The 25,613-nt window shown below is 55.1% G+C and carries 26 protein-coding genes; 13 read left to right on the forward strand and 13 right to left on the reverse strand.

The genetic code is table 11. From position 1 onward, the window contains the following. Positions 1-8: 8 nt before the first annotated feature. Positions 9-458 carry a peptidylprolyl isomerase gene (locus ABJG22_RS13560; RefSeq protein WP_348020798.1) on the reverse strand — a complete coding sequence of 150 codons (450 nt, stop codon included), beginning with the start codon at positions 456-458 and terminating at the stop codon, positions 9-11. A gap of 162 nt (positions 459-620) precedes the next feature. Here ABJG22_RS13560 and mgtE point away from each other — a divergent pair, with 162 nt between their 5' ends. Continuing rightward, complete coding sequence (mgtE, locus tag ABJG22_RS13565) at positions 621-2,030, forward strand: magnesium transporter (RefSeq protein WP_348020799.1); 1,410 nt, start codon at positions 621-623, stop codon at positions 2,028-2,030. Here the strand turns inward: mgtE and ABJG22_RS13570 are convergent. Further along, positions 2,027-2,440: a hypothetical protein gene (locus ABJG22_RS13570; RefSeq protein WP_348020800.1), complete on the reverse strand. Its 414-nt coding sequence runs from the start codon at positions 2,438-2,440 to the stop codon at positions 2,027-2,029. The two genes, mgtE and ABJG22_RS13570, sit on opposite strands and share 4 nt — an antisense overlap. Positions 2,441-2,591: 151 nt before the next feature. On the opposite strand from ABJG22_RS13570, the gene ABJG22_RS13575 reads away from it, so the two are divergent. Beyond that, entirely contained in the window at positions 2,592-3,005 is a 414-nt protein-coding gene (locus ABJG22_RS13575) for a DUF1489 domain-containing protein (protein WP_348020801.1), read from the forward strand. Here ABJG22_RS13575 and ABJG22_RS13580 read toward each other — a convergent pair. The 4 genes from ABJG22_RS13580 to ABJG22_RS13595 form a co-directional block, all read right to left on the reverse strand. Next, complete coding sequence (locus ABJG22_RS13580) at positions 3,002-3,934, reverse strand: glutathione S-transferase C-terminal domain-containing protein (protein ID WP_348020802.1); 933 nt, start codon at positions 3,932-3,934, stop codon at positions 3,002-3,004. The two genes, ABJG22_RS13575 and ABJG22_RS13580, sit on opposite strands and share 4 nt — an antisense overlap. 1 nt (position 3,935) lies before the next feature. Continuing rightward, the gene (gene nudC, locus ABJG22_RS13585) at positions 3,936-4,841 is read right to left on the reverse strand and encodes an NAD(+) diphosphatase (RefSeq protein ID WP_348020803.1); all 906 of its coding nucleotides are present in this window, start codon (positions 4,839-4,841) and stop codon (positions 3,936-3,938) included. Between the two features lie 61 nt (positions 4,842-4,902). Further along, on the reverse strand, positions 4,903-6,246 hold the full coding sequence (locus ABJG22_RS13590; RefSeq protein WP_348020804.1) for a serine hydrolase domain-containing protein: 1,344 nt from the start codon (positions 6,244-6,246) through the stop codon (positions 4,903-4,905). After that, positions 6,243-7,310, reverse strand: coding sequence for an A/G-specific adenine glycosylase (locus ABJG22_RS13595; protein ID WP_348020805.1), 1,068 nt, complete (start codon positions 7,308-7,310; stop codon positions 6,243-6,245). The genes ABJG22_RS13590 and ABJG22_RS13595 overlap by 4 nt, the downstream gene beginning before the upstream one ends. A 27-nt stretch (positions 7,311-7,337) precedes the next feature. Here ABJG22_RS13595 and ABJG22_RS13600 point away from each other — a divergent pair, with 27 nt between their 5' ends. The 5 genes from ABJG22_RS13600 (at position 7,338) to ABJG22_RS13620 (ending at position 13,505) form a co-directional block, all read left to right on the forward strand. Next, positions 7,338-8,021: a DUF721 domain-containing protein gene (locus tag ABJG22_RS13600; RefSeq protein ID WP_348020806.1), complete on the forward strand. Its 684-nt coding sequence runs from the start codon at positions 7,338-7,340 to the stop codon at positions 8,019-8,021. Next, positions 8,018-8,710 carry a thioredoxin domain-containing protein gene (locus ABJG22_RS13605; protein WP_348020807.1) on the forward strand — a complete coding sequence of 231 codons (693 nt, stop codon included), beginning with the start codon at positions 8,018-8,020 and terminating at the stop codon, positions 8,708-8,710. Before ABJG22_RS13600 ends, ABJG22_RS13605 begins: the two co-directional genes overlap by 4 nt. A gap of 32 nt (positions 8,711-8,742) precedes the next feature. Further along, positions 8,743-9,486: a thioredoxin domain-containing protein gene (locus ABJG22_RS13610; RefSeq protein WP_348020808.1), complete on the forward strand. Its 744-nt coding sequence runs from the start codon at positions 8,743-8,745 to the stop codon at positions 9,484-9,486. A gap of 72 nt (positions 9,487-9,558) precedes the next feature. Then, positions 9,559-12,996, forward strand: coding sequence for an AAA family ATPase (locus ABJG22_RS13615; protein WP_348020809.1), 3,438 nt, complete (start codon positions 9,559-9,561; stop codon positions 12,994-12,996). Then, a complete protein-coding gene (locus ABJG22_RS13620; RefSeq protein ID WP_348020810.1) occupies positions 12,993-13,505 on the forward strand; it encodes a hypothetical protein in 513 nt (170 codons plus the stop codon). Before ABJG22_RS13615 ends, ABJG22_RS13620 begins: the two co-directional genes overlap by 4 nt. 21 nt (positions 13,506-13,526) lie before the next feature. On the opposite strand, the gene ABJG22_RS13625 is transcribed toward ABJG22_RS13620, so the two are convergent. After that, a complete protein-coding gene (locus ABJG22_RS13625; protein ID WP_348020811.1) occupies positions 13,527-14,066 on the reverse strand; it encodes a MarR family transcriptional regulator in 540 nt (179 codons plus the stop codon). Between the two features lie 135 nt (positions 14,067-14,201). On the opposite strand from ABJG22_RS13625, the gene ABJG22_RS13630 reads away from it, so the two are divergent. Beyond that, positions 14,202-15,716, forward strand: a complete 1,515-nt coding sequence (locus tag ABJG22_RS13630) for a DUF2306 domain-containing protein (protein ID WP_348020812.1) — start codon at positions 14,202-14,204, stop codon at positions 15,714-15,716. A 3-nt stretch (positions 15,717-15,719) separates the two neighbouring features. On the opposite strand, the gene soxR is transcribed toward ABJG22_RS13630, so the two are convergent. Further along, positions 15,720-16,163, reverse strand: a complete 444-nt coding sequence (soxR, locus tag ABJG22_RS13635; RefSeq protein WP_348020813.1) for a redox-sensitive transcriptional activator SoxR — start codon at positions 16,161-16,163, stop codon at positions 15,720-15,722. A gap of 195 nt (positions 16,164-16,358) precedes the next feature. Between soxR and ABJG22_RS13640 the strand changes: the two genes are divergently transcribed. From ABJG22_RS13640 to ABJG22_RS13650, 3 genes are read left to right on the forward strand one after another with little or no spacing between them, the layout of a single operon-like run. Continuing rightward, a complete protein-coding gene (locus ABJG22_RS13640; RefSeq protein ID WP_348020814.1) occupies positions 16,359-16,760 on the forward strand; it encodes a VOC family protein in 402 nt (133 codons plus the stop codon). After that, positions 16,757-17,137, forward strand: coding sequence for a VOC family protein (locus tag ABJG22_RS13645; protein ID WP_348020815.1), 381 nt, complete (start codon positions 16,757-16,759; stop codon positions 17,135-17,137). The genes ABJG22_RS13640 and ABJG22_RS13645 overlap by 4 nt, the downstream gene beginning before the upstream one ends. A 30-nt stretch (positions 17,138-17,167) precedes the next feature. Next, positions 17,168-17,668, forward strand: a complete 501-nt coding sequence (locus ABJG22_RS13650) for a hypothetical protein (RefSeq protein ID WP_348020816.1) — start codon at positions 17,168-17,170, stop codon at positions 17,666-17,668. Between the two features lie 381 nt (positions 17,669-18,049). On the opposite strand, the gene ABJG22_RS13655 is transcribed toward ABJG22_RS13650, so the two are convergent. From ABJG22_RS13655 to ubiA, 4 genes are all read right to left on the reverse strand, one after another. Next, entirely contained in the window at positions 18,050-19,183 is a 1,134-nt protein-coding gene (locus tag ABJG22_RS13655) for an NADH oxidase (RefSeq protein WP_348020817.1), read from the reverse strand. Between the two features lie 27 nt (positions 19,184-19,210). Further along, positions 19,211-20,146, reverse strand: a complete 936-nt coding sequence (locus ABJG22_RS13660; RefSeq protein ID WP_348020818.1) for a nitronate monooxygenase family protein — start codon at positions 20,144-20,146, stop codon at positions 19,211-19,213. Between the two features lie 17 nt (positions 20,147-20,163). Further along, positions 20,164-21,180: an aldo/keto reductase gene (locus ABJG22_RS13665; RefSeq protein ID WP_348020819.1), complete on the reverse strand. Its 1,017-nt coding sequence runs from the start codon at positions 21,178-21,180 to the stop codon at positions 20,164-20,166. Between the two features lie 112 nt (positions 21,181-21,292). Further along, positions 21,293-22,201, reverse strand: coding sequence for a 4-hydroxybenzoate octaprenyltransferase (ubiA, locus tag ABJG22_RS13670; protein ID WP_348020820.1), 909 nt, complete (start codon positions 22,199-22,201; stop codon positions 21,293-21,295). 103 nt (positions 22,202-22,304) lie between these two features. Between ubiA and ABJG22_RS13675 the strand changes: the two genes are divergently transcribed. Continuing rightward, positions 22,305-23,069 carry a 16S rRNA (uracil(1498)-N(3))-methyltransferase gene (locus tag ABJG22_RS13675; RefSeq protein ID WP_348020821.1) on the forward strand — a complete coding sequence of 255 codons (765 nt, stop codon included), beginning with the start codon at positions 22,305-22,307 and terminating at the stop codon, positions 23,067-23,069. 124 nt (positions 23,070-23,193) lie between these two features. Further along, positions 23,194-25,149, forward strand: a complete 1,956-nt coding sequence (locus ABJG22_RS13680) for a proprotein convertase P-domain-containing protein (RefSeq protein ID WP_348020822.1) — start codon at positions 23,194-23,196, stop codon at positions 25,147-25,149. Here ABJG22_RS13680 and ABJG22_RS13685 read toward each other — a convergent pair. Further along, a complete protein-coding gene (locus ABJG22_RS13685) occupies positions 25,146-25,601 on the reverse strand; it encodes a YaiI/YqxD family protein (RefSeq protein WP_348020930.1) in 456 nt (151 codons plus the stop codon). The two genes, ABJG22_RS13680 and ABJG22_RS13685, sit on opposite strands and share 4 nt — an antisense overlap. Positions 25,602-25,613 lie beyond the last annotated feature (12 nt).

The following is a 25,613-nucleotide window of genomic DNA, read 5'->3' on the forward strand; positions in this document are numbered from 1 at the left end:
TCGGTGGCTCAACCGAGTGTTACGGACTTGATCGCGCCAGGCTGCGCTGGTGGCTCGCCCTTTGGAAGCGCGTGAACGGCTTCCATGCCCGAAGTCACTTCACCCCAGACGGTATATTGACCGTCGAGGAAGTTCGCATTGTCGAGGCAGATGAAGAACTGGCTGTTCGCGCTGTTCGGGTCCATCGTGCGGGCCATCGAGCAAACGCCTTCGGCATGCGGTGCATCAGAGAATTCCTGTGCAAGATCAGGCTTGTCGCTACCCGACATGCCGGTGCCCGTTGGATCGCCGCCTTGCGCCATGAAGCCATCGATAACACGGTGGAATACCACGCCATCATAGAAACCTTCGGATGCCAGCTCGGTGATCCGGGCAACATGGTTTGGCGCCAAATCAGCGCGCAGCTTGATTTCGACATCGCCGGTTTCGAGGTGGAGAGTCATTTTTTCATGCGCCATGGGATATATTCCTTTTTCATATATTGAATCAGTGTTGAGGCGCATATAGGCAAGGCGTTGGAAAAAATCACCCTGCCATAGGATAATTGTCACAAAAGATTGCAATTGCAACCTTGCCATGACTAGTAAGCAGCCGACCGCACGCAAAAGAGGAGCATCGCGATGACCGAGATCAACGACGCTCCCTATGCGAACACAGAACATGAAGATATTCTCGACGAGGACAACCGCCTCACGGATGAATTTGTTCGTTCGGTCTCAGAAGCGGTTGAGGAAAATGATCCGACGCTGGCTCAAGAACTAGTCGGTCCGCTGCACAATGCCGACATTGCCGATCTGTTCGAACTGGTAGACGAGGACGAACGCGCACCACTGGCCGGTGCCCTCGGTGATATGGTGAGCGCCGACGTACTCGCCGAAATGAACGAGCACGTTCGCGAAGATCTGATCGAAGTGCTCGATCCCGGCCAGATTGCCGACCTGACCGAACAGCTGGACTCCGATGACGCCGTTGCGATCATCGAAGATCTTGACGAAGGCGAGCAGCAGGCCGTTCTGGCCGAGCTGGATGCCGAAGATCGCGCCGCGATCGAAAGCGCCCTCACCTATGAGGAGGAAACCGCTGGCCGGATCATGCAGCGCGAATTTGTCGCGGTGCCCGAACATATGATGGTCGGCGATCTGATCGACTATCTCCGCAAGAATGACGAGCTCACGACGGAATTCTGGGAGATTTATGTCGTCGATCCGGCGTTACGGCCGGTAGGCACATGCCAGCTCAGCTGGATCCTTAGAACCCCGCGTGAAATCGCCATTGCCGATGTGATGAAGCGCGAGCAGACTCTGATCCCGGTCGACATGGACCAGGAAGAAGTGGCGCTGCGTTTCCAGAAATATAATCTGATCTCCGCCGCCGTGGTCAACGAAGACGGCCGCTTGATCGGTATGATTACCGTTGATGACATCCTCCATATTGTCGAAGATGAGGCCAGCGAAGATGTGCTGCTGCTGTCGGGTGCCGGCGAAGGCGATATTAACGAACCGATCCGCGATTCCTACAAAGCGCGCGTGCGTTGGCTGGTCGCTAATCTGGCAACCGCTCTCGTCGCCAGCTTTGTTATCTCGATATTCGGGGCGGCCATTGAACAGATGGTCGCGCTTGCGATTCTGATGCCGATTGTGGCGTCCATTGGCGGAAATGCAGGCACGCAGACCATGGCTGTTTCCGTCCGCGCCTTGGCCATGAACGAACTGACACGGTCCAACACGCGAAGAATCATCGGCCGGGAATTCCGTATAGCCTTGCTCAACGGCGGCACGATCGCGCTTCTGGTCGGACTGGGTACGGCGCTGGTTTTTGCCAATCCCATGCTCGGCGGGGTCATCGCGCTGGCTATGCTGATCAACATCGTGATCGCTGGCTTTGCGGGCATATTCGTGCCCGTCATGCTTGACCGGCTCCATCAGGATCCGGCCCTTGCCTCGTCGGTCTTTGTCACGATGATTACCGACACTATGGGCTTTCTGGCTTTCCTGAGCCTTGCCGTCGGCAGCGGGATGGTCAGCCTCTAGCCCGAAGCATAAGCCGCGACGAAATTACTCAGGTCATTGAATATCCGTTCCCGCTCGCCATCACCGATCATTTCACAGCTCAGCATATCGAAACCGGGACGATTGCCGCCGGCCGCCAAGCGAATGGCTGCCATCAGCCATATTTCATCGGGCGTGGTTTGTGAACAACAGGGTCGTCCGATCTGAAACGGTTCCGGCCAAGCGAAACCAATGGTCTCCGCCAATATCAAAATCCGATTGGCAGCAAGCTCCCCGCCCAGCCGGTCTGATAGATATTCCTTGCAGTCATATTCGCTCTTGGTCGCCACGACAGCCAATCGAAAGGCGATGATCAATCTTGCCTCGACCGATGGCAACGTCCTGATGTCCGGCAATGGCACCATCAGCTTTTCAAGAATCTCTCCCAACATATATCTCCTCTGTGATCGACCGCCCTACAATATGATATTGATAATCATTTGCAATTAAAACTTGCACAATGTTGAATTAAACTCGCGGATCGGGACAATTCCGGCGAGGAAGGCGCTTGACTAAATCGGTCCTGCCCCACAGATATTCCCTATGCCATTGAACATGACGAAGATCGCCTATCGAAGCGAAAGCCCTGCAACGCTGAGAAAGTGGCTCGAGTCGCATGTGGATAGTGCAGAGACCGGCGGCGAAGCTCGACTGACGACCCGCTATTTGCCCAAGCGCCACGAAGAAATGGTCGGTGGCTCGCTCTATTGGATTCACGCAAAGAAAATCGTCGGCCGGTCCCCGATCATCGGTTTCATGGACAATGGTCAGGGGCGGCAGTGGATCAGGTTGGAACCCCGGCTTATTGCGGTTCAGCCAATGCCCAAACGCGCCCATCAGGGCTGGCGTTATCTTGAAGAGAAAGATGCCCCCGCCGATCTCGGAGACGGCGCGGAGGGCGCAGAGGAGATGCCGGCGGAGATGCTCGGCGAACTGGCGAACCTAGGGCTCGTCTAAACGCCTGCGAACAGGGTTTCACAGCCTGTTCCTGCCAGCATCTTGTCGACCTCTATTTTCGCGTCACCGGATAGCGCCTGATAGGCATCGCGCAACGCGACCAGACATTTCGCTTGATAAGGGAAAGCCGGTTGCTGCCAGTTTCGTCCATCAATTTCGGCTTCAACATTCTCGGCACCGGACTGAATGGCGCGGGCGTTGGCGATCAGGAAAGGCGCATAGACCCGGCCAATTTCCGATAGTAGCCCTTGCAACGGGCCATATTGATCATCGGCGAGCCATTCACCATCCCGATGGCCGGACAGATCATCCATCCGATCAACCCATGCCCGTACCCTTTGTGCATATTGGTTGGTCAGCGCCATCGAACTTGGCTCCACTAGGGCAAGCTGTGTTAACTGGCCATAGAGGGCGAAATCACAGGCCGATGGGCGACTGCCTAATATGAAGCCTTCCTGTTGGATCAGCGTGTCGAGCAAGCCAAGCAACCGGACGTAGCTGTCCTCGATAGTTTTTGCGGTGACCTTGTTCGATCCCACCACATATAGCCGGTCAATTTGACGCTTCGAAAATTGCGCGGCCAAGACGGCGACCTGTTCATCCGGCAACTGGGGATTGGTCCATTGAACCAACAATGGTGCGACATGATCTGCATCTGCCTGAAATGCCCAGCGAAAATGAAACATAGCCTTGGTCAGCCATTCATCGGCATAATCCTCGATCAGCAGATCCAGAAAGCGCAGCACTTCATTTTCAGGGATGACCGAACGACCGGCATAGTCCGCTTCCAACCGCCGGATAATCGGCGTGCTGTCGACCATGGCTTCAAGATTATTCTCACCGTCGCGAAAGTAGAAAGTTGGCAGCAAGGCCACTTTTGGTTTCGGATAGCCCTCTGGCGCGCCCATCAGTTCGAGCCGGTCGGTCATATCATTCCTTTTCATCCAGCCAGTGGCGGAGAAGGTCATGGGCGATAGCAAAGGGTGGTGGCGCGATAAACGGGGCATCCGGATCACCGGCCATGGCCGCTTTAACCTCGTCCAGCGAAAACCACGCCGCTTCCTCAATCTCTTCCTCGTCGAGAGTCAGCGTCGGATCGTCGGTCACGCTGGTGCAGGCGATCATCAGCGACGAAGGGAAAGGCCAAGGCTGGCTTGCAACATAGCGCACATCGCGAACCTTGATTCCGGCTTCCTCGAACAATTCCCGTTTCACGCAACCCTCTATACTCTCGCCGGGTTCCAGAAATCCGGCCAGCGCCGAAAAGCGCTTGGGTGGAAATCGCGGTTGGCGGCCCAACAAGACCTTGCCTTCGCATTCCGACAGCATGATCGCGACCGGATCAGTGCGCGGAAAATGCTCCGCGCCGCATCCATTTTCTTCACGGCTACAAACCCGCGCCCAACCGCCTTTGCGGGACTGGGTCGGATTGCCGCATTGCGCACAAAATTGATGGCGCGCGTGCCAATCGACCAAACTCCGCGTTGTCGCATAAATTGCAGCTTGATCTGGGGACAATGAGCCCAGCGTCTGCCACAGCGCCGGATTGGCAGCCGGCCCGGCATCGCCCGCACCCGTTAGCTCGGCGAAAAAAGATGTGTCACCGTCAATGCCAAGCAACAGCAGATCATTGTCCGGCGATGCTTCATAGGCAGCGCCCCAGGCAAGATCACCAAAATCATCAAAAACCGGGTTCAGGCCATCCATCTTGAGCAGCTTCGCCCGCGGATTCATCATCGCTGCGCGCAGCTTCTCCGGATTGACCCGCACCTGATCGGCGCGATCCAGAACACCACCGGCAAAGGTAGGCACGATCGTTTCTTTGGCTATTGGCATCTTCTCTCCGTCACATTTCCGTTTCCGGCCATCTCCCGAATGGAGAAGGCCCGAACCCGGCTCACGGGCTGGTGTTGCCAGCGCCCACTTCCGCCTCTCCGGTCAAGTCTGCATAGACATATTTCGGAAAATCCGACTGGAAGGGATAGCGGTTCGACGGGAAATATTGCGTATAGCCGCCTGCACGGAAACCGCGCACGGTATCGACAAATGCCGATGTGCCTGCTGCGCCGCCCCAACCGAACGTACCGGTCGGGCTCGCCGCAGTACCAAGACCGGAACGTCCACCGGCGCCGAAACCGTGATTGGCGATCCAAGTGCCTTTGGTATTCGCAGTCTCGGGCAGCAAGTTGGACATGCCAAGCTTCGCGGTCTCCGGCTTCATCACCTGAACACCGTCAACCGTACCAAAGCCGAGCAACATTTGCAGGAACCTGTCATAGTCGCTGGCCGTTCCGACCAGTCCCGTAGCGCCAAAAGCAAAAGGTGGTTCATCAAGGAAAATGCTGGTCGCGCCAGGGTCAATCGGAATCAAAGATCCCGCAAATGGCGCATAATTATCGGCAAGATTATGCGCCTGATCAGCAGGTACATGATAGCCGATATTGCTCATGCCCAGCGGTCCGAACATCCGCGCCTGAAGGAACTCATCGAGAGGCTTCCCCGACACTTTCTCAATCACAGCGCTCAAAACGTCATGGCAAATGGAATAGCTCCACTGTGTGCCGGGTTGATAGACCAAAGGCAGTTCCGAGAGACGCTTCATGAAGGTCATGATGTCAGGAGTCGGCGTGCCCCGATCGAACCCGGGAAGCGGAGAACGGCTTGCACGACCAGTGGAAAGTCCAGCGGCCAAATAAGCCTTTTGGATCGGACCTTTTGATATGATCGTATAGCCCAGCCCTGCGGTATGGGTCAGCAACTGACGGATCGTGATAGGGAGTTTGGCTGGCTCGACATTGTCTATCGCGCCTTCCGGATCCAAGAGCACCTGCATATCCGCAAATTCTGGGAAAATATCCGACAGCGGCTGATCAAGCGAGATCAATCCGTCTTCGATCAACATCATCGTCGCCATGCCGGTGACTGGCTTGGTCTGCGAATACAAGCGCCATAGCGTATTGCTGTCCACCAGCTTATCGCCACCCAACGCTAGCGTGCCGGCGCTAATCACCTGCGGTGCTGCCTGACCAAAGCCGATCACCGCCTGCATGCCGGCGACTTTCTTTTCTGCGACATAGTCATTCATAATCTTGGTCAGTCCCGGAAAACTGGTGCCCATTTCCTTGGCCAAGGCAATGCCGGGCATGCCCGCAAGAAAAGCGCCGACACCGATACCGCCGAGCACCGAACGTCGTGAGAATGAAGGCTCAGGCATTGCTATTCCGCGTTTTTCGATAGTCATTTTTCTTCCTTCAGTTTCCATTTTACCGCTTTGACGAAAAGTGTCGGCAATCCAGCCTCTGCTATATCATCTAGCGCCCACCAGATATTATCATCCTTGTTAGTAACGATTTTTTGCTCTTGATAAACTGCCAAATCCACCTCGAGCGAAAAATGGGTGAAGCTGTGCTGAACAATATTGTCGTGCACCAGCCACTCGCCAGCGATCGGCGGCTTCATATGACCGTCATTGCCCGCCGCCCAGCCATCATCCGGCAAACCTCGCATTCCGGCGAGCATTCCTTTCGATGGCCGAGTTGATAACAATATTTTGCCCTGCTGCTCGATCCAAAAAAACCGGGCCCGGCGAACGGGCTTGGCCTTTTTCGGCGGCTTGACGGGATAATATTCCATATTACCAGCCGCATGAGCCGCGCATTGCTTTTGCACCGGACAGATGTCGCATTTCGGATTTTTGGATGTGCAAATAGTGGCACCCATATCCATGCAGGCCTGCGCAAAGTCGCCGGCACCGCGCCGCGGAGTGATAGCATCCATCGCCCTACGGATATCGGCCTTCCCCTTCGGAAGCGGGGTATCAATCACAAATAAACGCGCTACCAGCCGCTCGATATTGGCATCCACCACCACCGCCCGTTCACCAAAGGCAATCGCGGCAATGGCCGCCGCAGTATAGGCCCCCACGCCGGGAAGCTTCAGTAGTTCAGACTCTTTCTGAGGAAAGATTCCATCTAGTTTTTCAGTGACATAAACTGCACATTTATGGAGGTTTCGTGCCCGGGCATAATAGCCGAGCCCTGCCCATGCCGCGAGCACATCTGCTTCTTCGGCAGTCGCCAGATCCTGCACAGTCGGCCATCGATCAGTGAACTTCTCGAAATAGCTTTTAACCGCGCCAACCGTGGTCTGTTGCAGCATAATTTCGGATAGCCAAACGTGATAGGGATCCGGCAAATCGCCACCCGGCGGCGATCGCCACGGCAGTTTTCGCGCGTTATCCACATAATGTGCACCGATATTGGTAGAAATTTTACGTGCTTTGGCGGGGAAGCTATCGACGGCCATGGCCGCGCCATGCCATAAAAGACCATAATGGCGAAGAAAATTGGCAATATTGGAGACGAAAAGGCTAAAACAGCCGGAGTGGGCAAGGCTTTGTCCAAAAAATCTCCGAAAAAAGCCCCAAAGAAAGTCAGCGTCAAAAAATATCAGAAATATCAACGCCCCCGCGGCGGTCCGGCGAAAAGCATCTCGGATCTGGTCCCCGAAATCGGCCGCGCTGCCTTTCGCCGCTATGGCTTCATCCAAAGCTCTGTCGTCAGCCGGTGGCCCGAGATTGTCGGCGAACGCTATGCGGCGGTTTCACTACCCGAATCGATCCGCTTCCCGCGTGGTGAAAAAGAGGGTGGAACATTACATCTGATGGTTTCCGGCGCTTATGCGACGCTGATGCAGCATATCGCTCCGGATATAATCGAGAGGGTAAATCGCTTTTTTGGCTATGGTGCCATCAGTCATATCCGATTCAGGCAAGGCACTGTAACGCCTAAGAAAGATAAGGAAAAAAGGGTCGCCCTGCCCGCGTCACTCAAACCCGCGCCCATCGAACTGGGTGAGAATCTGCGCGATATCGGCGACGCGGAATTGAACCGGGTATTGGAATCACTCGCATCGGCAGTTGCAAAGGCGGAAGCGGACCCTAAAAACGATAGCCAATCGAGTATAAAGATCATCGGCAAGATCGGTGGCGGTGACAAGAAGAAGGATCAGGCATGAAATTTGGAAGCGCGTTTATTGCTTCGGCATTGGTGACAACGACCGTGATGTTCGCACCAGCCACCGCCCAAGAAACCGCCCAAGCGACGCGGGTAACCCATTCCGCCATGAGCGGCCATGTCATGGGCAACCCCCTCGCCACGCACAAGCTGGTCGAATATATGAGCTACACCTGCAGCCATTGCGCAGCGTTCGAAAAAGAATCACATGGCCCGCTCACCGCAAATTTTATCAACAAAGGCCATATCAGCTTCGAGGTCCGGAACCTTGTTCTCAACCCGATTGATCTGACGGCTGCGATGCTTGCTCGCTGTGGCGGACGCACGAAATTTTTTGGAAATCACCGGGCGATACTGTCGCAGCAACCGGAATGGCTCGCGACATTTCAAGCCACATCTCCGGAAGTGATGAAGACGCTGAACGAAGGCACCGTACCGCAGCGACTTAAGAAAATTGCCAAGGCCGCCGGCCTCGACACTTTGATGGAGAAACGAGGTTTCAACCCGACCCAGATCACCGCCTGCCTGTCCGATAAGAACGAACAGGACAAGATATTGGCGATGACAAAATATGCCGCTGAGACGCTCAAACTCACGGGCACGCCAAGCTTTACACTGGCCGACAAGCCGCTCGAACATGTCCATAACTGGACGGCGTTACAGCCCAAAATAACGGCATTGCCACAATAACATTCGAATATTTCAGGAAACAGGAACAGACTATGCGCACATTCAACTATATTGCTCCCTTGGCTTTTGCTCTGGCGTTGACCGCTTGTGGCGAAGCGTCAGAAGGCGAAGCCGGCGCAAGCGCCTCGGACACTGTCGAAGCCGTTGAAGCGCCTGCTGGACAAAAATGGTCCGATACCGTTTCCAAAACCGAAGCCGGTGGCATTGTGATGGGCAATCCCGATGCGCCACTCAAGCTGGTTGAATATATGTCGATCACTTGTTCCGTCTGTAAAGATTTCGGCGAGCAGGCCTTCGTGCCACTGCGCGACAATTATGTTAATAGCGGCCGGGTAAGTTTCGAAATCCGGAATTTCGTTCGCGATCCGCTCGACCTCTCGGCCGCTATTCTTTCTCGTTGCGGCGGCGAAGGTCCGTTCTTTCCACTGACCGAACAAGCTTTGAGCTACCAAGGCACGATGTTTGAAAAAGCGCAGGGCATGGGCGAAGCAACCTATAGCAACATATTGCAATCCAGTCCTGAAACCCGCTTTGTCCGCCTTGCCGAGCAGCTTGGGTTGATCAGCTTTTTCCAACAACGCGGTATTTCCGAAGATCAGGCCAAGGCTTGTCTTGCGGATACAAATGTTGCTGAAACGCTGATGAATGACACCCAAAAAGGCGCGGAAGAGTTCGACATCCAAGGAACGCCAACATTCCTGCTAAATGGGCAAAAGATTGACGGCACCAACTGGATGGCAATTGAAGCGAAGCTGAAGGCAGCTGGCGCAAGATAGGCGCTGGACCAATCGCAATGGGGGGAGCGATTTGAATTTGGTGACGAATATAAACCGCATGAATAGCATTTCATGCAAATAAAGAAGCTCAGACTTTCGGGCTTTAAAAGCTTTGTCGACCCGGCAGAGCTGCGCATCGAGAAAGGGCTGACCGGTGTGGTCGGCCCCAATGGGTGCGGAAAATCCAATCTGCTCGAAGCCATCCGCTGGGTGATGGGCGAAAACTCTCCCAAATCGATGCGTGGCGCTGGCATGGAAGATGTGATCTTCGCCGGCACTCAGGATCGGCCCGAGCGGCAGTTTGCCGAAGTCTCTCTGACCGCCGAGCGGGAAACCGACGACGTGTCTTCACTACATGTCGGCGACAATGACAGCGAACTGGAAATCGTCCGACGGATCGAACGCGGAGCCGGTTCCGCCTATCGCGCCAATGGCACCGATGTCCGGGCCAAGGATATTGCGCTCATCTTCGCCGATGCCGCCACCGGCGCGCACAGCCCTGCCCTAGTTAGCCAAGGCAAGATATCCAACATCATTTCCTCCAAGCCCGAAGCACGGCGAGAAATGCTGGAGGAAGCGGCAGGCATTTCCGGTCTCCACGTCCGACGTAAAGACGCCGAGCAGAAATTGCGCGCAGCAGAAAAGAATCTTGCCCGTCTCGACGACATATTGGGCGATATGGAACAGCGCGCCGCCAATTTAAGGCGGCAAGCCAAACAGGCGGAGCGCTATAAAAAACTAAGCGGGCAAATCACGCTTGTCGAAGGGCGGCTAATCTATGCGCGCTGGAAAGAAGCGGCGGCTGCATCCGATGCCGCCAAAGCCGAAGCGGAAGCCGCCGAAGCGAAAGTCAACGCCGCACAGAATGAACAGCAAGCCGCTGTAGCTGCGCAGAATGAAAGCGCCAAAGCACTTGGTGTCCTGCGCGCCGAAGTCCAGCGGGCGCGAGAAGAAGCCAGCGATTCCAGCCATCGTCTGCTGACCCTGACCAACGAACGCGACAATCTGAAATCCCGCTTGCTCGATCTGCAAGCACAGGCGCAGCGCATCCATGATGATAATGCGCGGGAAGACCAGCTGACCCGCGATGCCATGGAAGCGCTGGCACGTCTGGAGCAAGACGAACAGCGTCTCACCGACGAACTATCCGATCTGGCCAAGGAACGACCCGATCTTGAGCGCGCTGCGGAACAATCCGAACGCGCCGCTAGCGAAGCCGAAGTTGAACTGGCCAAAGCGGTGGCCGAAGAAGCGCGGATTCAAGCAGAGATAAAAGTCGCCAATGCCGCCGTTGATGCTGCGCAAGCGCGCCAGGACCGGTTGGCGGTCGAGCTCGACCGGCTCAATGCCGAACGCGCCGAAATGGGCGATGAAGCTGTGCTTCAAACAGCACTTGCCGATGCGGTAGCGACACGGGAAGCCGCCCAGGCAGCAGCCGATGGCAGCGGCGGAAAAATTGCCGCGCTAGAAGAACAGCGAATAGACGCCACTGCGGCCCGCGATGCGGCGCAGTCCGAACTCGCCGCACTAAAAGCGGAACTGGCGGGTCTCACATCCGAACATGATGCACTCGACCGCGAATTGTCCAAGGCCGAAAGTGCGCATAAGGCAATTGATCAGGTTAAACCGGCTGCAGGCTATGAACGCGCATTAGCGGCGGCACTAGGCGATGACCTGCTCGCCTCCATTGGCGAAGACGGTGATCGTTTCTGGGGTGGTGGCAACGGAAGCACTTCCGGTAAAGCACCGGCAGGAACCGAGATATTGCTCGATCAGGTTCACGCCCCCGCAGAATTGCACAATCGCCTGTCACAGATTTTTGTCGCCGATAGCGATGACGGACAAGCGCTAGCGCCCGGTCAGCGATTGGTCACCAAGTCAGGCGCGCTGCGCCGTTGGGACGGTTTTGTCGCCCGCGACGACGGCAATGCCAGTGCCGAACGACTGGTCCGGGCCAATCGACTGCACGAATTGCAGGATATGCTGGTCCCGGCCCAGAATAAGGTTGAGACAGCAGAATCTGCGCTGGTCAAACAGCGCGAAGACATCAATGCAATCGAGACGCAGCTTGGTGAGACGCGCAACGCGAGGCGCGAGGCCGAAGAAACATTACGGCACGCGCTGCGCGAAGCCGATCAGGCGGAAGAAGCGCTAGCCTGGTTACAGAAACGCACCGCCAGCCTGGCCGAACGGGACGCGGCATTGAAGGCAGAAAATGCGACGGCTCTTGCTGAATTGGAAGCAGCGCAAAAGGACCGCAGCAGCCAGCCCGACGGCGCAGAACAGGAACATGCGCGGGCCGCCCTACAGGATCAACGAGATGCGGCGCGCGGACAGGTCATGTCTTCGCAAGCAGCACTATCCTCGATTGATCAGAAGCTGGCGCAGGTGAAGGAACAGAAAGCTGTCGCCAGCGCACAAATCCGTTCATGGCAGGATCGATCAGGCGAAGCCGAGGCCCGCATGAAGGAAATGGCCAAACGCGGCGCATTGATCGAAGCGGAAGTTGAGAAACTGGCAGATCGTCCACGGGTGATCGAAGTGGAAGTCACCAAGCTGACGGAACAGCAGGACGCGCTAAACGCCAATGTCGCCAAGAAAGATGCCGCACTGCAGACTGCCGAGCTGGCCCAACGCGATCATGAGGATCGCTTGAATCAAGCAAGTGAAATGCTCAGCCAAGCGCGGGAATTGCGCGCAGGGGCCAAGGCCCGCGCCGAGAATCAGGATTTGCGCCGGATGGAAATGGGCCGGATTTCCGCGGAAAAATTTGAATGTCCCGCACCCGTATTGCCGAAGAAACTGGAGTTTGATGAAGATACGGTCGGTGATGCCGCGCTAGAGTCCACTGAACTGGAACGCCTCTCGCTTAGCCGCGAACGCATCGGGCCGGTCAATCTGGTGGCTGCGGACGAGCTGGAAGAGCTCGAGAGCGAGTGGGAAACATCGACCAAGGAGAGTCAGGATCTAAACGAGGCAATCCATCAATTGCGTGGTTCGATCGGAAGCCTCAACCGCGAAGGCCGTCAGCGCCTGCTGGCCGCGTTCGAAGAAGTTGACCAACATTTCCAACGGCTTTTCTCAACCCTGTTCGACGGCGGTAAAGCCCATCTGGAAATGATCAACAGCGACGATCCACTGGAAGCGGGCCTCGAGATCATGGCACAACCGCCGGGCAAGAAGCTGACCTCGCTCACCCTGCTATCGGGCGGCGAGCAAGCTTTAACCGCTGTGGCACTTATTTTTGGTCTATTTTTAACCAATCCGGCGCCAATTTGTGTACTCGATGAAGTCGACGCACCGCTGGATGACGCCAATATTGAACGTTTCTGCGACCTGCTCGACAAGATGGTCGCCGAAACCAACACCCGCTATCTGATCGTGACTCATAATGCTGTGACGATGAGCCGGATGCACCGCCTGTTCGGTGTGACGATGATCGAGCGGGGCATCAGCCAATTGGTATCGGTTGACCTCGATGCTGCCGAAGAATTGCTGGCGGCCGAATGACCAAAAAGCTTAGCCCCAAACAACGTATCGTCGAACGTTTAGCTTCTTATTGGAAAATGGAAGCTGGCACCGCCGTCATGATTCCTGTGGTCATGTTCTATTTGAGCGAAGGTCAGCTTGGCCCGGCCAGCTATGCGACAATGGTTCCGATGATCATGCTGCTGGTAATTGGCGCCTCTTATTGGCGCTCCAAATATCTGCAACTGACAAAACCTCGTCATGATCCATTGCCATTGCTAAAAACCATTCGGCGGTTGCGCCCCTTTGCATTGGCACTAACCATAGCGGCGCTCGTCTATACGATCATGCTGTGGATCAAACCCGACTTAAGCGCCGGATTGAACGACCGGATCACCGCAACCGTGGCATCCACTTTGGCATTGGCCGAATATATAAATTATTATCATCGCCAGCTGCAGCATTTTGACAATCTCGCCGACTTCAAGCGCCTGCTGACCGGCAAAGGATTTCGGCGCTCGCAAATGGCGGTTGATCTGGATGGCCTGTAGCAACGCCCCAGACTTTGAAAATCAGAACCCGTCGTCCGGCTCGGATTCAACCGCTTCGAGATTTTCCAAGAAGCGCTGAATAAGCGTGCACAGCTGATCGACCTCTGCCGGTGCAAATCCCTGCAACAGCTGCTGCTGCTTTTCCAGAGCGACATGCAATATCTTGTCGTGCATTTTGCGACCGGAATCGGTCAGATACCATCCCCGGCTTCGCCCGTTGGCGTGCAATTCGCCCGCATAGGCCAGATCATTCTTGGCAAGCCTGTGCAAGCAGCGGCTGACCGAGCCTTTGTCTACAACGATGGTCTCGGACGCGCGCGCCGCCGTGATACCGGGCTGTTGGGCGAGCATGAACAGCATGCGCCAATCCACGGACCCAAGATCATTCTGCTCCTGAAAATAGGCAGAGGCGGCGCCGGTGAAACGGTTTGCTGCAAAGGACAGCAAGGCCAAGGGACTGCGCGAAAGGCTGATCGTCTGCATCAGCTCACCCGTTTTCTCGTCTTCAACGTCCGACAGGAACATCGTCGAGGGCAATATATCTTCCGGTGGAGACGCCATGATTTTTGCTATCCGCTTTGGTCGGAGGAAACAAGAGACTAGCCGATAATGTTGCAGTTACAACTTAATGTTGTTTTTGCAACATCAAGCCTATATACGAGAATGGAAGTGGGGCAAACCAATCCGGAGTAAGCGATGAAAATACAATCACAGCCGTCGGCTCTGGGCTTGAACCTGATCTGGATCGTCTTCGCTCTCGGCATCGCATTTTACGCGTTCATGGCAATGGAAGCTGGCAAACACACGCTGCCATCAAGCTATGACGAGAGCTATGTCGCCATATATGACAATGTAGAGGCCAAGGGGAACGCGGGCGTCCCCTATGCGGACATCGCGGAAGAGGCTCAACAGGCCTATCCCTATTGGAACAACTTCATGGCCGGCATAACCGGCACCTATTTCGGCTTTGGTTCCAACGGGACAACCGACCCGACCCGCTATTATGCATCGATGACCGATCCGCAGAAATCCGTCCTGAGCCTGCATATGTTTCTGGGCGGGGCCTGTATCATCCTAGGGATATTCCAGTTCTGGCCCGGCTTCCGCAAGAGCTATCGCAAAGCCCATCGCGCCATTGGCGGAACCTATATATTGGCGACTTATACGATGATCTTCGCCAGCATCTATCATCTGCTGCATACGGGCGTTGAAAATACGTTTCAGGGCTTCACATTCTACATTCAGCTGTGGTTCCTGGTGGTCAGCACCCTGGTCACGCAGACACTAGCGATCTACTTCATCAAGAAACGCAATTTTGCGCTCCATTTCGGCTTTCAACTCTACACATTTGTCGCATTTATCAATGCGCCGATACAGCGTTTGGACTGGATCATATTCGGATCGATCTACCCGCACCTGACCCACGGAGAGGTCAACAATCTGGTCAATATCCTGACCTTTTGGCAAAGCCTGCTGGTTGGATATCTGATTTTCGCGTGGAACCGGGCCGCATCACCGGTCAGATCCAAGCCTATAGCAATCAAGCCGCCCAGCCGCCCGCTTGCCACCGCCGTCACGGTCTTGACGGCAATGGGCGTGATCACCGCGGTGGCACAATATCTGATCTTTCCGGGACTGGGCAGCTGGTCGGTAGCCAGCAGCATCGTGCCTGCCAGTACATTGGCCGCCGACTTGGCACTATTTGATGGCAAAACCTTGCAAAACATCATCTTCACCGCCGCGCTCTGCACAGCAATGATATCCGGTGTTTGGCTGATGATCCGCGATGAGAAATCGGCACGCGCGCGCAAAGCTTTTTATAACAGCTCGATATTGGCAGGTGTTTTCCAAATCTATTGGGGACTGCAGCTGGGCGAACCAAGCATGGCGGTAACGTCGGGCGGCGGATTTTATTTGGTGTCCGGCATATCCATGATCGCCTTTCCCCTGATCGCTCTTCTGTTCCAACATCGGGGACGAGAGCATCTATGGCACGAAGTGATGGTCTTTGCCGCCAACTTCGCCTTCGCTCCGGTCATGCTCCTGTGGATGCATGCGCTTTGGTATGCTCTGGACGTTATTCCGCCGCAATATCTTGATGTCGGTCACGGCTATATATTGGCAGCGGGTGGCGCGATTCTGGGCCCCACGTTCACCGGCTTTTTCCTGTTGTTCAACAGCCGAGAGACTCGCTCCCGTCAGATCAGCTGAAGCTCAATCCTCCAGGACCAGCCTTGGCCCCGGCCCCTTCAATCCGGCCCGGTCCTCTGGATTATAGAGCGCGCATTTCTTCAGGCTAAGACAGCCGCAACCGATACAGCCGTCCAACCGGTCTCGTGTGCGTTCCAACTCCGCGATCCGGGCGTCGATCACTTTGCGCATTGCTTTGCTGATCCGGGTCCAGTCGGCCTGTGTCGGGGTTCGGCCATGGGGTAGCCTGACAAGCAGGCCTTCAATCTCGCCGATGCTCAACCCCAGCTGCTGCGCGATCAGGACGAAGCTCAGACGACGAATATCCGACCGTAGGAATCGCCGCTGACCACCAGCAGAGCGGAAGGGTTCGACCAACCCCTTTTCTTCATAGAAGCGAATGGCAGAGACCGAGAGTCCGGTACGACTGGCAAGCGCGCCGATGGTCAGTGCTTTGGTTTCGGGCATATTCATCTCCAACATCTCACCCCTCCATTGCTGCGCAACGGGTAAAGAAAATTATAGCTTGATCTCAACTTAACTTGAGGTTGTACGAATCGCAAGCATGGAGATTTGGCAGGCTCCGGGAGCCGATCGCGAGACGGCAAACATGCTTCCAATCCTTCCAATGAACCGAAGTCAATATTGTAAGGAACACAAAGAATGAAACTCAATCAAGTCACCGTGGGATGTGTCGATTATAACCAATCGGTGGCCTTTTACCGCCAGTTCGGTCTGACCCAGATCGTCGACTCCCCTCCCCATTATGCACGTTTCGAGACGCCAACAGGCGAGACATTTTCTCTAGACTTAATGGACAAGATCGGAACGCAAACGACCATGATCTACTTCGAATGCGACGATCTCGACGCAACCGTCGCGCGACTGAAAAACGAGGGCATCACCTTCGAGACAGAGCCGACAGACCAAAGCTGGGGCTGGCGCGAGGCGCGGCTTCGCGACCCGGCGGGCAATCCCCTCTGCTTGTTTTACGGCGGCAACAATCGCCGCTTCCCGCCGTGGCGGATCGACCAATCAACTACGGAGAAAGGACATGAAAAATGAACAACGCAAAACTGGAACACGTCAACATAACGGTCAGCGACCCGCAAAGGAGCGCCGCTCTGCTGCGCGATCTTTTTGGCTGGCATATCCGGTGGGAGGGGCCATCAATATTGGGTGGCCACACGATCCACATCGGGACGGATGATTGCTATATCGCACTCTACACCAACCCGGATGTCCGTACCGCTGATCCCACGTTCAACAAGGGTGAACCCTTGAACCATATCGGCATAACGGTCGATGATCTGGATGCGGTGGAGGCGAAAGTCATCGCAGCAGGACTCGAGCCCTTCAATCATGGCGACTATGAACCAGGCCGACGCTTCTATTTCTTCGACTGGAACGGAATAGAGTGGGAGGTGGTGAGCTATGGGTGACACCAACCCGTTTGCGCGCTAGAAAATGCTATGGCCGATGATATCCTGATCTCCACCTGCCAATGCGGCAAAGTGCGCTGTCAGGGCATCGGCCAGCCGATCCTGAGCGGTGTCTGTTACTGTGATGACTGTCAGGCGGGAGCTAAGCTGCTGGAGGCGCTGGATAGCGCGCCAAAGGTCACCGAAAAAGACGGCGGCACTCACTATCTAACCTATCGAGACGATCGGTTTCGCTGCATCGAAGGCGGCGATCTGCTGCAAGCGTACCAACATTCACCCGACGCGCCGACCCGGCGCATGGTAGCATCCTGCTGCAACACGGCGATGTTTCTGAAATTTTCGAAAGGGCATTGGACGTCATCTTATGCCAGGCGTTTTACCGGAGATATTCCCACGGTTGAAATGCGGACCCAGACACAATTTCGGAATTCGGACCTGCCCCTGCCCGATGATGCGCCAAGCTATCGCACATTTGGTTTACGGCTGTTTTTGAGGCTGATCACATCACGCATTGCGATGCTATTTGGATGATGCCCCCTTCTCCCTTGATAAAGAGAGGGGTGTAACGTCACATTATCTTTTGCAGGACTGTGGGTATAATCTTACTGCTCGCCCATTAGTTTCGGCGTCTAAAGTGTCACCAACACGACAATCACGTATCAACGACATTTGGACATTTGCTCGCGTTATTACACCATCGACTGTCTTCACGTTTACGGTGATTCTATCAGCATTTGATATACTGCGAGCGGCGGGCCCAAAACTAATGATTGTAACTTCAGTTGGAGCAAAGGATCCTAAGGCCCCCTGTTCTCGCAGTATATATCCATAGGTGATGAATGCCACGAAAATGGATACTGCAGCTAGTGCCTTCCATTCTCGTGACAACCATGTTCGGAACATAAACCCGCCTTACATCGAAGGATTAACCAACACTTTTTCGCCCGTGGCTTTCTTGTCATAGCCTTTGGCGATGTCCGGATTGATCATGTCCAGCAAGCTGATCTCGCTGCTATATTCGCTGTTAAATATGCCGTTGCGCTCTGCGACGGTGTACATGCGCATTTCGATCATCCGCTCCATGCCGACTTTCTCAAGATGCGGGGTCAGCAACCAGCCGCCAACGCCCCAATAGAGGCCGAGACCGCCACCAAGGATGGTTTCAGCGGTGTCGAGACGACCATAGATATAGACCTGTTTGTTGACGGTCGAGCCATAGACGCTGAATTCAGCGCCGCGCACTGCTGCGGCTTTTTCCATTGCGGTCAAGATATAGCTGGCCATCTTGCCGCCGCCAATGGCGTCAAAGCCCAATGTCGCGCCAGTTTCTGCCAGAGCCGCGATCAGCTGCTCCATGAAATCATTTTTGCTGCTGTCAATCACATGGGTCAGACCGATGTCGGTGAGGATTTTCTTCTGCGCGTCATTCCGCACGATGGCGACCAATGGCACGCCTTCCTTAAGGCAAAGCTTGGCTAGCATTTGACCAAGATTCGATGCCGCAGCGGTGTGGACCAGACCTTCGTGACCTTCGGCCCGCATAGTGTTGAGAAAGCCCTGTGCGGTCATTGGATTGACGAACAACGAAGCACCTTCCTTGGCCGCAGCGCCTTCAGGAAGCGGTACACACATGGCCGCAGGCATCACCCGATGGGTACGGTACATCTCGCCACCAACGATGGTGACGGTCTTGCCCATCAAGGCTTGTGCTGCGTCGGAAGAACCGGCTGCGACCACCGTACCGGCGCCTTCATTACCAGCCGCCAGCTTCTTGCCGGCACGCCCTTTGAAGAACGGCTGCATCGCAGGTTCAACATCCGCAACCAGCGCAGGATGACCATCAACCGTTTCGCTGCGCACGCTGTCCATATTGGCGGCGGCGGTCAGTAGTCCGAGATCGGATGGATTGATCGGCACGGCTTCCATTTGCACGACGACTTCATGCTCTTTCAGGTCCGGAACGGCATAGGGTTCAATCGATAATATCGATTTTCCGTCTTCGGTAACAGTCGTGAACAATTGCTTTGCATCGGGAAATTGACTCATAGGAATATCCTCTTTCTTGGTGTGTTTTTAGAAACTCTTTGCGGCATTTAGCGCGCCCATTCGTTCGGTGATTTCGAAAAATTCATTCACCGTTTCATCGATAATCTGTTTGGCAGTTTTCACCTCGTCAATCAAACCGGAAGATTGCCCGGCCAGGCCAACGGATGCCTCCATATCGCCGCCGAAATAGACGTCCATGATGCCTTTGAACGTATCCGCCGGCATCAAACCGTCTTCGTGGATTTTCGTCGTCCGTTCGGTCTTCAGCGCGCGGATGCAGGGCGAGGCTTTCTTGTTCAGCACATAGGTGCCGGTTTCCTTGGCATCCAGTATCGCCTGCTTGTAATTATGATGCACGGGGCTTTCCGCGCTCGACACGAAGCGGGTGCCCATCTGGACCGCCTCCGCGCCCAGCGCGAAAGCCGCAGCCATGCCCTTGCCGTCGGCGATGCCGCCAGCTGCAACCATCGGGATATTGGTCTGTCGCCGGATTGCCTGCAACAGCACCAGTGTCGACACTTCCTCTGGATTTTTGAAACCACCGCCTTCGGCGCCCTCGACGACCAAACCATCAACACCCGCTTCGACACAACCCATTGCCGCCGCGACGGTCGGTACCGCGTGGTAGACGACAATGCCCGCCTCTTGCAGCGGCCCGACAAATTTGCGCGGGCTGCCCGCCGAAGTAGTGACGAATTTCACACCGGATTCGCATACGCGGGTCAGGATCGCGGGGTCTTTCAGGAACATGATCGGCAGATTGACGCCAAAGGGCGCATCGGTCAGATCTTTCATCTTCTGGATCTCGGCCATGCAATTTTCGGTCTCGCCCGAGCTTGTCTCGATGATGCCAAGCCCGCCAGCGTTACAGACCGCAGAAGCGAGCTGTGACCGCGCAATCCAGCCCATCGGGGCCTGCACGATCGGATATTTCGCACCCGTATGTTGCAGAAATCTGTTCATCTGTACTTCCTCTTCGATCAACCCATCGGGTACATGATTTCCCGGCTGATCTTGTAAATCCGCTTCATCATCTCGGGGCTCAGCTCCAGATCGGCGGCGGCAAATATTTCCGGCAGTTGGTCTGTGTGCGTGGCGCCAACAATGGTGGAAGCGACAAAATCATGCTGTTTCGACCAGGCAGTCGCTAGCGTCACCGGCGCAACGCCGAGTTCTTCGGCAATAGCCATATAGCGTTTGGTCGATTCCTCCGACTTGGGATTGACGAACCGCTCCGCCATTTTCTTCTGCCGTCCACCAAGGCCCAGATAAGCAGAGAAACGGGCGCCTTTTGGCGTCGCACCATCATTATATTTGCCCGACAGCGCCCCGCCGGCAAGCGGTGAATAGGGAATCAGGCTGACCCCTTCTTCGCGGCATACTTGCGCCAGTTCATCCTCGAACCGGCGGTTGTTCATGCTGAAATTATTCTGGATGGTGCAATAGCGGGTCACACCCAGCCGCTCCGAAGCTTCGAGCGATTTCATCAGGCCCCAGCTGGTTTCGTTGGAACAACCAATGGTGCGGATTTTGCCCTTGCGAATTTCCTCGTCGAGCACTTCCATCGTCTCGTCATAGGCGGTGCCATGATCAGGCCAATGGGTCTGATAAAGATCGATATAATCGGTCTGCAGACGCTTCAGACTGTCGTCCAGTGCCTTCACAATGTTGTGGCGGTCCATTGCGGTCATGCCCGCCCGCTGCGCCGAGGCAATCCAACCGTGGCTGGGGCCGGAAACCTTGGTGGCGATGATCAGGCTGTCGCGATCCTTGCCCTTCATCCAGCGACCGACAATCTTCTCGGTCTCCCCTGCCCATTCCGGCTTGGGTGGTACGGGGTAGTTTTCCGCGGTGTCGAAGAAATTAATTCCGGCCTCTACCGATTCATCCATGATCCGATGCGACATGGCTTCATCAGCGCTGCTGCCAAAGGTCATCGTTCCCATGCAAATTTCGGACACATAGATAGGGCTTTTACCCAGGCGGCGTTTTTTCATGAACATGTCTCCGGGAGATATCAATTGGAATTAACTGTGCAGTTAAGTTCCATAACCCGCAAGGGTTGCAAAGCGCAATGCAATTTCTCTCGCTGCTATATTTCTCTTTGAACTATGCCGTTTGTCCGACAACCAAGCAGGCAAGAAACATCAGGAAACCAGCAAAGCGGTTCGAACGAAACTTGTTCAGCGCATCATCGCCATCACCGCTTTTCAACGTGGTCATCTGCCACAACAGATGCAGTCCGACCGGAACAAGCGCGACCAGAGCCAGCCATTGGGGGCGTAGCATCCAGAATGCCCCTGCCCAGCTGGCAAGCGCGACCAGATAAAAGACCAAGACACCAAAGCGCACATTCGTGCCCAGGCGCAACGCGCTGGAGCGTATTCCGACCAAGGCGTCATCTTCCCGATCCTGCAGCGCATAGATCGTGTCATATCCGATCACCCAGAAGATCGAGCCGAGGTAGAGCAGCCCCATAGCCCAATGGAATTGCGGTTCAATCGCCAACCATCCGACCAGCGCGCCCCAGCTGAATACCAATCCCAGCCACGCTTGCGGCCACCAGGTGATACGTTTCATGAAGGGATAGGCCGCAACCAAGGCGAGGCTACCCAGCGCCACCAGCTTGGCAGTGCCGTTAATCTGGAACCAGACCAGCAGACCGATCAGGCACAATAGCGCCAGCCATATCCACGCCGCTTTCAACGACGTGACGCCGCTAGCCAAAGGTCGAGAGCGAGTCCGCTCCACCTGACGATCGAGGTCGCGGTCGACGATATCATTATAAACGCACCCTGCCCCGCGCATCGCGATCGAACCGAGCAAGAGCCAGATTATCAGGTCCCAGCGCTGAACAGCACCGCCTGCAAGCGCAACACCCCAAGCGCAGGGCCAAAATAGCAACCACCAGCCAATCGGCCGATCAAAGCGAGCCAGCAAGGCATAGGGCCGGGCTGCGGATGGTAGCAGGCCGATGATGCCTTTATGTTCGGAATCGGGGACGATTTGTTCGGTCATGAAATCACTATATCCGTTCGGGCAGAGCCTGTCGAAGCCCATGTGACAATATGCGAAAATCGCCCTTCGACAAGCTCAGGACGAACGGTTATATCCGTATCTTATGCCAGCCACACCCGCCTATCCGCCACACAGCGCCCCGCGTCTTTTTGTTGATGCAGAACTTTCTGACGGCGCAGAAATCCGGTTGGATGGAAGCCATGCCCATTATCTGCTCAAAGTCATGCGGATCAAGCAGGGGGACCCAATAAAACTATTTGATGATCGCACCGGCGAATATCTTGCCCATGTCACCGCACAAGGCAAACGTGATTTGCTATTGATAGTGGACGGAAAAACAAAGGATCGGGAAACCGTGCCTGACCTCTGGCTTTGCGCGGCACCGATCAAGAAGGACCGCTTCAACTGGATCGCCGAAAAATCCACCGAGCTGGGCATCGCCAAGATCGTTCCGGTGCAAACCGAACGCACGCAAGGTCAAGGTATCAAAACAGAGAAACTGCGCGCCCATATGATCGAGGCGGCAGAGCAATGCGAACGCACCGCTCTGCCGACGCTGGACCCTCTGATAAAATTGGCGGAAATGCTGGAACAATGGCCCGCCGACCGGCATCTTTTCTTTGCCGATGAGCGCATATATGAAAGCGGTGAAGGCAGCTTCCGCAAAGCGCTGGTCGCGCACGACGGCCCGGCCGCGATCCTGATCGGCCCAGAAGGCGGCTTTTCGGACAGCGAAAATGAGATGATCCGCGCTCTGCCTCAATCCGTCGCGGTATCGCTGGGACCACGGATCTTGCGCGCTGAAACAGCAGCCATCGCGGCTATCAGCTTGTGGATGGCGGGTCGCGGTGACTGGAATCCCGCTTAAATATTTAGTTCAACCTTCGTTTTTTCCGTTGGGCGCAACGCAAAACGGCCAGAAACCTTGTAAAATCAGGTCAATCATCCAATTTTGTTAACAGTTGGCAACCCTTTTTCGATAAAGAAAATCGATGACTTTTGGGAAATCTATCGGGGGCCAGGGCCGATTGACGTTCCACACGTTCGTGTGGGCGCTGCTGTGCCTGTGCTCGATTGCCCTGTTTCCTGCCGGAAAAGCTGAGGCGCAGACGGTCACAAATTATAGCTATACCGGAGCGACTCCGGTCGCAATTCCCGACAATCAATGCCCAACTACGATGGATTTCAACATCACGGTTGGCGGTCCGAGCTATGTTGTGGGAGATGTCGATCTCGGCATATTGATGGATCACACCTACCGCCGCGATTTGGAAATCACACTGAGGTCGCCCACAGGCACCACAGTCACACTGATGGATTTTGTGGGCGGCGGCGCGAATAATCTCAACGTCCGATTTGACGATGAAGCGACCGGCGGAAACATTACCACTCACACAGCTTTCGACCCGTTGACACCCGTTTATAACAGCACAAAAATACCACAAAACAGCCTGTCTGCCTTTGATGGAGAGCAATCGGCAGGAATTTGGACGCTTAGTATTTGCGACCAACAAGGCATTGATACCGGGTCCTTCCGTGGTGCAGATCTATATATCACAGAGCCGCAGCCATTTGCCGATTTGTCGCTGACCAAGACCTTCGGCGTAGATTCGTCAAACACGGCGATATACACAATATCCGTAACCAATGCGGCATCCTCCCCGCTGACGGCTTCGGGTGTACAGATCAGCGACTCATTGCCTGCCGGTCTTCTCTTCCAGTCCGCGGCCGGTGACGGTACCTATGACTCGGGCACGGGAATCTGGACTGTCGGGACCGCGATTGCGCCAGGACAAACCTATACGCTCGAGATATCGGTCATCGTTACCGCTACATTTGGTACGATAACCAACGTTGCGGAAATCATCAGTTCATCCGCATTTGATTTTGATTCAACGCCCAATAACGGGAACACAAACGAAGATGACTATGCGGCGGTCAGCTTTAACGCCGCGTTGCGTCTACCGGGCTATGCACCACCTCTAACGTCAATCTGCCCCATCGGGAATCAGGTAAAACATAGCTGGGCAGCACCAACCTCCTGGCCTAGCGGGTCGCTTGACGAAGACTATACCGTCACCGGTCTCGGCACCATAGAATTTGATGTCACGGCACCAGCAAACGGATTCTTAAATGGCACGCCACAAATCTCGACAGCTGTGACCGGCGGCGAACCGGCGGGCACACGCTCACTCAACTTATTCATGAACAATAGCAGTGCAGCCGAATTTTCTGAAACGGTTTTGACATTACCAACGGCGGTCCCCGGACTTCAGTTTACGATATTTGACATTGATTTCACCAATAATCGATTCACCGATCAGGTTACCATTACCGGCGAATTTAACAACACAACGGTGTTCCCGACATTGTCCAACAATGTCGCCAACTATGTCAGCGGCAATAGCATAATAGGCGATGGTGCATCCATTAATAGCGCAGCATTTGGCAATGCGATCGTCACCTTCACTTCACCTGTGGATACGATCACCATCAGGCACGACAACTACGATCCAACGACTCCTAACAATCCACGCGAACAGACGATATCGATCCACGACATCACGTTCTGCCAACCCTCAACAGAATTGAGCGTCACCAAAATCAGCACGATCGTCAGCGATCCCATCAACGGCACCACCAACGCCAAACGCATCCCCGGTGGCATCGTGCAATATTGCATCCTGATCAGCAATAGTGCTGGTGCAAGCGCGGATTCAATCGTCGCAACCGACAATCTTGTCGGGCCTTTCACCTATAATCCCGGGACGATGAGAACCGGTAACAACTGCGGAACCGCGACCACAGTCGAAGATGATAATGCCGCAGGAGGCGATGAGAGCGACCCTTATGGCGCTTCATTTGCTGGTTCAACGATAACGGTGACAGCGGATACATTGGCGCCATCGACGGCCTTTGCGCTTACATTTCAGGTAACAATAGACTAGCCGCGGCGTTTCAGTCGCACCAAGGTTTCATCCAGTGAAGACAAAAACCGGGAGCGATCCGCTTTGCCGAACGGCGGTGGCCCGCCGATATTTTCGCTGCCCATACCAGCGCGTAAATCTGCCATGATCGCCCGCGTCGCTACAGCAGCACCGATAGAATCTGCGGTAAAAGGCTTGCCATTAGACGCGAGCACCGCCGCCCCTGCCTTCACACATCGATCCGCCAGCAATATGTCCGAAGTAACCACAACCGTATGCGGACCGGTGCGCTCTGCGATATAATCATCGGCAGCATCAAAGGCATCGCTAACCACCACCCGTGTGACAAGAGGATGGACCGGCACGCGAAAGGGGCTGTTGCTGACGATCACCACGGCAACCGCATGGCGATCGGCAACCCGATAGATTTCATCCTTCACCGGGCAGGCATCTGCATCCACCAGGATTTGAATGGCGTCTGTCAT

Origin of the sequence: Parasphingorhabdus sp. (assembly GCF_039939955.1) — a bacterium.
Lineage (GTDB): Bacteria > Pseudomonadota > Alphaproteobacteria > Sphingomonadales > Sphingomonadaceae > Parasphingorhabdus.

Excerpts from the sequence above, each read along its gene's own strand:
- ABJG22_RS13560 (WP_348020798.1), bottom strand. The coding sequence starts at position 458 with ATGGCGCATGAAAAAATGACTCTCCACCTCGAAACCGGCGATGTCGAA.
- mgtE (WP_348020799.1), top strand. The coding sequence starts at position 621 with ATGACCGAGATCAACGACGCTCCCTATGCGAACACAGAACATGAAGAT.
- ABJG22_RS13570 (WP_348020800.1), bottom strand. The coding sequence starts at position 2,440 with ATGTTGGGAGAGATTCTTGAAAAGCTGATGGTGCCATTGCCGGACATC.
- ABJG22_RS13575 (WP_348020801.1), top strand. The coding sequence starts at position 2,592 with ATGCCATTGAACATGACGAAGATCGCCTATCGAAGCGAAAGCCCTGCA.
- ABJG22_RS13580 (WP_348020802.1), bottom strand. The coding sequence starts at position 3,934 with ATGACCGACCGGCTCGAACTGATGGGCGCGCCAGAGGGCTATCCGAAA.
- nudC (WP_348020803.1), bottom strand. The coding sequence starts at position 4,841 with ATGCCAATAGCCAAAGAAACGATCGTGCCTACCTTTGCCGGTGGTGTT.
- ABJG22_RS13590 (WP_348020804.1), bottom strand. The coding sequence starts at position 6,246 with ATGACTATCGAAAAACGCGGAATAGCAATGCCTGAGCCTTCATTCTCA.
- ABJG22_RS13595 (WP_348020805.1), bottom strand. The coding sequence starts at position 7,310 with ATGGCCGTCGATAGCTTCCCCGCCAAAGCACGTAAAATTTCTACCAAT.
- ABJG22_RS13600 (WP_348020806.1), top strand. The coding sequence starts at position 7,338 with ATGGCGAAGAAAATTGGCAATATTGGAGACGAAAAGGCTAAAACAGCC.
- ABJG22_RS13605 (WP_348020807.1), top strand. The coding sequence starts at position 8,018 with ATGAAATTTGGAAGCGCGTTTATTGCTTCGGCATTGGTGACAACGACC.
- ABJG22_RS13610 (WP_348020808.1), top strand. The coding sequence starts at position 8,743 with ATGCGCACATTCAACTATATTGCTCCCTTGGCTTTTGCTCTGGCGTTG.
- ABJG22_RS13615 (WP_348020809.1), top strand. The coding sequence starts at position 9,559 with ATGCAAATAAAGAAGCTCAGACTTTCGGGCTTTAAAAGCTTTGTCGAC.
- ABJG22_RS13620 (WP_348020810.1), top strand. The coding sequence starts at position 12,993 with ATGACCAAAAAGCTTAGCCCCAAACAACGTATCGTCGAACGTTTAGCT.
- ABJG22_RS13625 (WP_348020811.1), bottom strand. The coding sequence starts at position 14,066 with ATGGCGTCTCCACCGGAAGATATATTGCCCTCGACGATGTTCCTGTCG.
- ABJG22_RS13630 (WP_348020812.1), top strand. The coding sequence starts at position 14,202 with ATGAAAATACAATCACAGCCGTCGGCTCTGGGCTTGAACCTGATCTGG.
- soxR (WP_348020813.1), bottom strand. The coding sequence starts at position 16,163 with ATGCCCGAAACCAAAGCACTGACCATCGGCGCGCTTGCCAGTCGTACC.
- ABJG22_RS13640 (WP_348020814.1), top strand. The coding sequence starts at position 16,359 with ATGAAACTCAATCAAGTCACCGTGGGATGTGTCGATTATAACCAATCG.
- ABJG22_RS13645 (WP_348020815.1), top strand. The coding sequence starts at position 16,757 with ATGAACAACGCAAAACTGGAACACGTCAACATAACGGTCAGCGACCCG.
- ABJG22_RS13650 (WP_348020816.1), top strand. The coding sequence starts at position 17,168 with ATGGCCGATGATATCCTGATCTCCACCTGCCAATGCGGCAAAGTGCGC.
- ABJG22_RS13655 (WP_348020817.1), bottom strand. The coding sequence starts at position 19,183 with ATGAGTCAATTTCCCGATGCAAAGCAATTGTTCACGACTGTTACCGAA.
- ABJG22_RS13660 (WP_348020818.1), bottom strand. The coding sequence starts at position 20,146 with ATGAACAGATTTCTGCAACATACGGGTGCGAAATATCCGATCGTGCAG.
- ABJG22_RS13665 (WP_348020819.1), bottom strand. The coding sequence starts at position 21,180 with ATGAAAAAACGCCGCCTGGGTAAAAGCCCTATCTATGTGTCCGAAATT.
- ubiA (WP_348020820.1), bottom strand. The coding sequence starts at position 22,201 with ATGACCGAACAAATCGTCCCCGATTCCGAACATAAAGGCATCATCGGC.
- ABJG22_RS13675 (WP_348020821.1), top strand. The coding sequence starts at position 22,305 with ATGCCAGCCACACCCGCCTATCCGCCACACAGCGCCCCGCGTCTTTTT.
- ABJG22_RS13680 (WP_348020822.1), top strand. The coding sequence starts at position 23,194 with ATGACTTTTGGGAAATCTATCGGGGGCCAGGGCCGATTGACGTTCCAC.